Source organism: Candidatus Limnocylindria bacterium, assembly GCA_036523395.1.
Lineage (GTDB): Bacteria > Chloroflexota > Limnocylindria > P2-11E > P2-11E > CF-39.
Genome location: DATDEH010000064.1, coordinates 1 through 4,089, shown reverse-complemented (window position 1 = coordinate 4,089; position 4,089 = coordinate 1). Strand labels below are relative to the sequence as shown.

General features: G+C 65.9%; 5 protein-coding genes. All 5 read left to right on the top strand.

The genetic code is table 11. The features are described from left to right. Positions 1-606, top strand: a 606-nt coding sequence (locus tag VI056_08905; GenBank protein ID HEY6203151.1) for a dienelactone hydrolase family protein, incomplete at its 5' end; no start/stop codon positions are given. A 271-nt stretch (positions 607-877) separates the two neighbouring features. Further along, positions 878-1,315, top strand: coding sequence for a 30S ribosomal protein S12 (gene rpsL, locus VI056_08900; protein ID HEY6203150.1), 438 nt, complete (start codon positions 878-880; stop codon positions 1,313-1,315). Then, a complete protein-coding gene (rpsG, locus tag VI056_08895; GenBank protein HEY6203149.1) occupies positions 1,316-1,786 on the top strand; it encodes a 30S ribosomal protein S7 in 471 nt (156 codons plus the stop codon). It abuts the gene before it with no gap. 38 nt (positions 1,787-1,824) lie between these two features. Beyond that, positions 1,825-3,900 (top strand): elongation factor G, encoded by a 2,076-nt coding sequence (gene fusA / locus VI056_08890; protein HEY6203148.1) that lies wholly within the window; start codon positions 1,825-1,827, stop codon positions 3,898-3,900. Between the two features lie 47 nt (positions 3,901-3,947). Continuing rightward, on the top strand, positions 3,948-4,089 hold a 142-nt coding region (locus VI056_08885), incomplete at its 3' end, for a GTP-binding protein (protein ID HEY6203147.1).

Genomic DNA, 4,089 nt, shown 5'->3' with positions numbered 1-4,089 from the left:
CAGGCGGGCTTTGTCGCGGCCACGCCCGAGTTCTTCTTCCGCGAAGGCGCGCTCCAAGAACCGACGCGTGACGCGGCTATGGCGCGCGCGAAACGACTCGACTTCTCGCGCACCGTCGACGACATGTCCGCTGCCCTCGACTGGCTGCGCGTGCGCAACGACACGACGGACGCGATCGGCACGATCGGCTTCTGCATGGGCGGGACGATCGTCCTGCTGCTGACCGCGGGCCGCACGGACATCGCCGCCTCGGTCTGCTACTACGGCTTCCCGGCCGATGCGCGCACGTCCGCGCGGCCGATCGACCTTGCTCCGAAGATGAAAGGTCCGATCCTCGGTCTCTGGGGCGACCAGGATGCCGGAGTGGGAATGGACAACGTGAAGCAGTTGGATGCCGCGCTGACCGCGGCGGGCGTCGAGCACGCGTTCCACGTCTATCCGGGGCTCGGCCACGGCTTCCTCAGGGCCTCACTCGAGGACGAGAGCACGCCCGGATACCGGCCGGCGTGCGAGTCGTGGACACGCAGCATCGCCTTCTATCGCGAGTCGTTTGCTCGCCAGGCGACCCGGCTGGGCAGTCGCCAGGACGTTGGTCGCGCCGGCTAGCGACTCCTGCGGCCCTCCGCGGTTGACCAACCGTAATGAAACCCCCTAAACTTCACCTTCGGCTGTCTTTCGAGACGGTGACCGCCTGTGACAGGGCGGTCATTTCGCGCATCGGCCCGTTCGCGATTTTGTGACCGCGGCCGCGCTGCGCCTGAGGACCGCACCCGCGAGGGTCGGCTCTTCGGTCGGTTGGGGGCCCAATCGCACATCGGTCAAGAGTCCTCTTTGGTGCGTCCGCGTGCCCACCAGAGACGTAACAGAAGGAGTCCACGTGCCAACGATCTCGCAGCTGGTCCGTCGCGGGCGAAAGGCGCAGAAGAAGAAGGTAGACACGCCTGCCCTGCGCACGACCTGGAACTCGCTCAAGGGTCGCCACACCAAGCTGCGTCGTGGCGCGCCCCAGAAGCGCGGTGTGTGCACGGTCGTCCGGACGATGACCCCGAAGAAGCCGAACTCGGCGCTGCGGAAGATCGCGCGTGTCCGCCTGACCAACGGGATGGAGGTCACGGCCTACATCCCGGGGATCGGCCACAACCTTCAGGAGCACTCCGTCGTCCTCATCGAGGGCGGCGCAGTGCCGGACCTTCCGTCGGTGAAGTACCACATCGTCCGCGGCACGCTCGACACCGCGGGGGTCAAGGACCGCAAGCGCGGCCGCAGCCTCTACGGCGCGAAGAACCCCAACCCCAAGAAGAGGAAGGCGTCCTAAGTGCCACGACGAGCTCGCCCGCAGGAGCGCAAGACCATTCCCGACCGCAAGTACGGCAACGTGCTGCTCGCGCAGTTCAACAACAACCTCATGCAGCGCGGTAAGCGCACGACCGCCGAAGGGATCATCTACGGCGCCCTCACGCAGGCGGAGACGACGACCCGCAAACCGGGCATCGAGGTCTTCGAGCTCGCGCTGAAGAACGCGATGCCGCTCATCGAGGTCAAGCCGCGGCGCGTCGGTGGCGCGACCTACCAGGTCCCGGTCGAGATCCGCGCGGACCGTCGCACCTCGCTCGCGATGCGCTGGCTGATCCAGGCCGCGCGCAAGCGCCCGGGCAAGTCGATGGCCGATCGTCTCGCCGGCGAGCTGGTGGACGCGATGAACAACGCCGGCGGCGCCGTCCGTCGCAAAGAAGAGACGCACAAGATGGCCGAGGCCAACAAGGCCTTCTCTCATTACAAGTGGTAGCGGCAGCTGAAATGATCGAAACGAAGTCGACTAAGGCCGTGAACGTCAAGCGCGAATACCCGCTGGAGCGCTATCGCAACATCGGGATCATCGCGCATATCGACGCGGGCAAGACGACCGTCACCGAGCGCGTGCTGTTCTACACCAAGAAGATCTACAAGATCGGCGAGGTCCACGACGGCGCCGCGACCATGGACTGGATGCCGCAGGAGCAGGAGCGTGGCATCACGATCACCGCGGCCGCCACGACATGTTTCTGGAAAGATCATCGCGTCAACATCATTGACACGCCCGGGCACGTGGACTTCACCGTTGAGGTGGAGCGCTCGCTGCGCGTCCTCGACGGGGCGGTCGTCGTGTTCGACGGTGTCGCCGGAGTCGAGCCCCAGTCCGAGACCGTGTGGCGCCAGGCCGACAAGTACAAGGTCCCGCGCATCTGCTTCGTGAACAAGCAGGATCGGCTGGGCGCGGACTTCAAGCGCTGCGTCGCCATGATCGTCGACCGCCTTGGCGCGAACCCGGCCGTGATCCAGCTGCCGATCGGCAGCGAGGACAAGTTCCGCGGCGTCATCGACCTCATCGAGATGAAGGCGATGCTCTGGCCGCAGGACACACCGGCCGATCCGATCGTCGAAGAGATCCCGGCCGACATGCTCGAGGAAGCGAAGGCGGCACACGAGGCGATGGTGGAGAAGGTCGTCGAGACCGACGACAAGCTGCTGCACCGCTACCTCGAGGAGCACCACATCACGCCCGAGGAGCTCCGCACCGCGCTGCGCGCGGCCACGATCGCGAACAAGCTGGTGCCGGTGCTCTGCGGCGCCGCGCTGCGGAACAAGGGCGTGCAGCCGATGCTTGACGCGATCGTCGACTACCTGCCGTCACCGCTGGACGTCCCGCCGATGGAGGGTGTCGACCCGAAGACCGGCGAGCCGATGATCCGCGCGCCGCGCGATGAAGAAGCGTTCAGCGCGCTCGCGTTCAAGATCATGAGCGACCCGTTCGTCGGGAAGCTCGCCTTCTTCCGTGTCTACTCGGGCGTGCTCGAGGCGGGCGACACCATTTACAACCCGACCAAGGACCGGCGGGAACGCATCGGACGGATCATCCTGATGCACGCGAACAACCGCGAGGACGTGGAGTTCGTGGCGACCGGAGACATCGCCGCCGCCGTCGGCCTCAAGCAGACCTTCACCGGCGACACCCTCTGCGACCCGGACAAGCCGATCGTGCTCGAGACGATCAAGTTCCCCGAGCCGGTCATCCAGATCGCCGTCGAGCCCAAGACGAAGGCCGACGAGGAGAAGATGTCGCTCGCGCTCGCGCGCCTGGCGGAGGAGGACCCGACCTTCCGCGTGCATACCGACCCCGAGTCGGCTCAGACGCTCATCTCCGGGATGGGGGAGCTGCACCTCGAGGTCATCGTCGACCGCATGCGGCGCGAGTTCAAAGTCGCCGCCAACGTGGGTCGGCCGCAGGTCGCCTACCGCGAGGCGATCACCAAGCCGGTGAAGGCCGAGGGCCGCTACGTCCGGCAGTCCGGTGGCAAGGGCCAGTGGGGCCATGTCATCGCCGAGTTCGAGCCGCTGAACCGTGGCGCAGGCTTCGAGTTCGACTGGAAGGTCAAGGGCCAGGGCCTGAGCAAGGAGTGGTCGAAGGCGATCCAGGCGGGCATCAAGGAAGCGATGGAGAACGGCGTCATCGCCGGTTACCCCGTCGTCGACCTCAAGGTCACCGTGATCGACGGCTCGCAGCACGAGGTCGACTCCAACGAGATGGCCTTCAAGATCGCCGGCTCGATGGCCCTGAAGGACGCCGTCCAGCGGGGCAACCCGGTCATCGTCGAGCCGATCATGAAGGTCGAGGTCGTCGTCCCGCAGGAGTACATGGGCGACATCATCGGCGACCTCAACAGCCGCCGCGGCCACGTCGCCGGTATGACCGAGCGCGGCAACGCGAGCGTCATCACCGCGTACGTGCCGCTTGCGACGATGTTCGAGTACACGACCTCGCTGCGTTCCGCGACCCAGGGCCGCGGCACGTCATCGATGGAGTTCGATCACTACGAGATCCTGCCGCAGAACCTCGCGGACGCGATCACCAAGGCGAAGTAGAAGGGCAAAGGGGGGTTGCAGGGGGCTCGTCCCGCTGCGATAAGAAAATGGCGAAAAAGAAATTCGAGCGCACCAAGCCGCACGTGAACGTCGGCACCATCGGTCATATCGACCACGGCAAGACCACGCTCACCGCGGCCATCACCAAGACGCTGAGTCTCAAGGGCCAGGCCGACTTCCGCGCCTTCG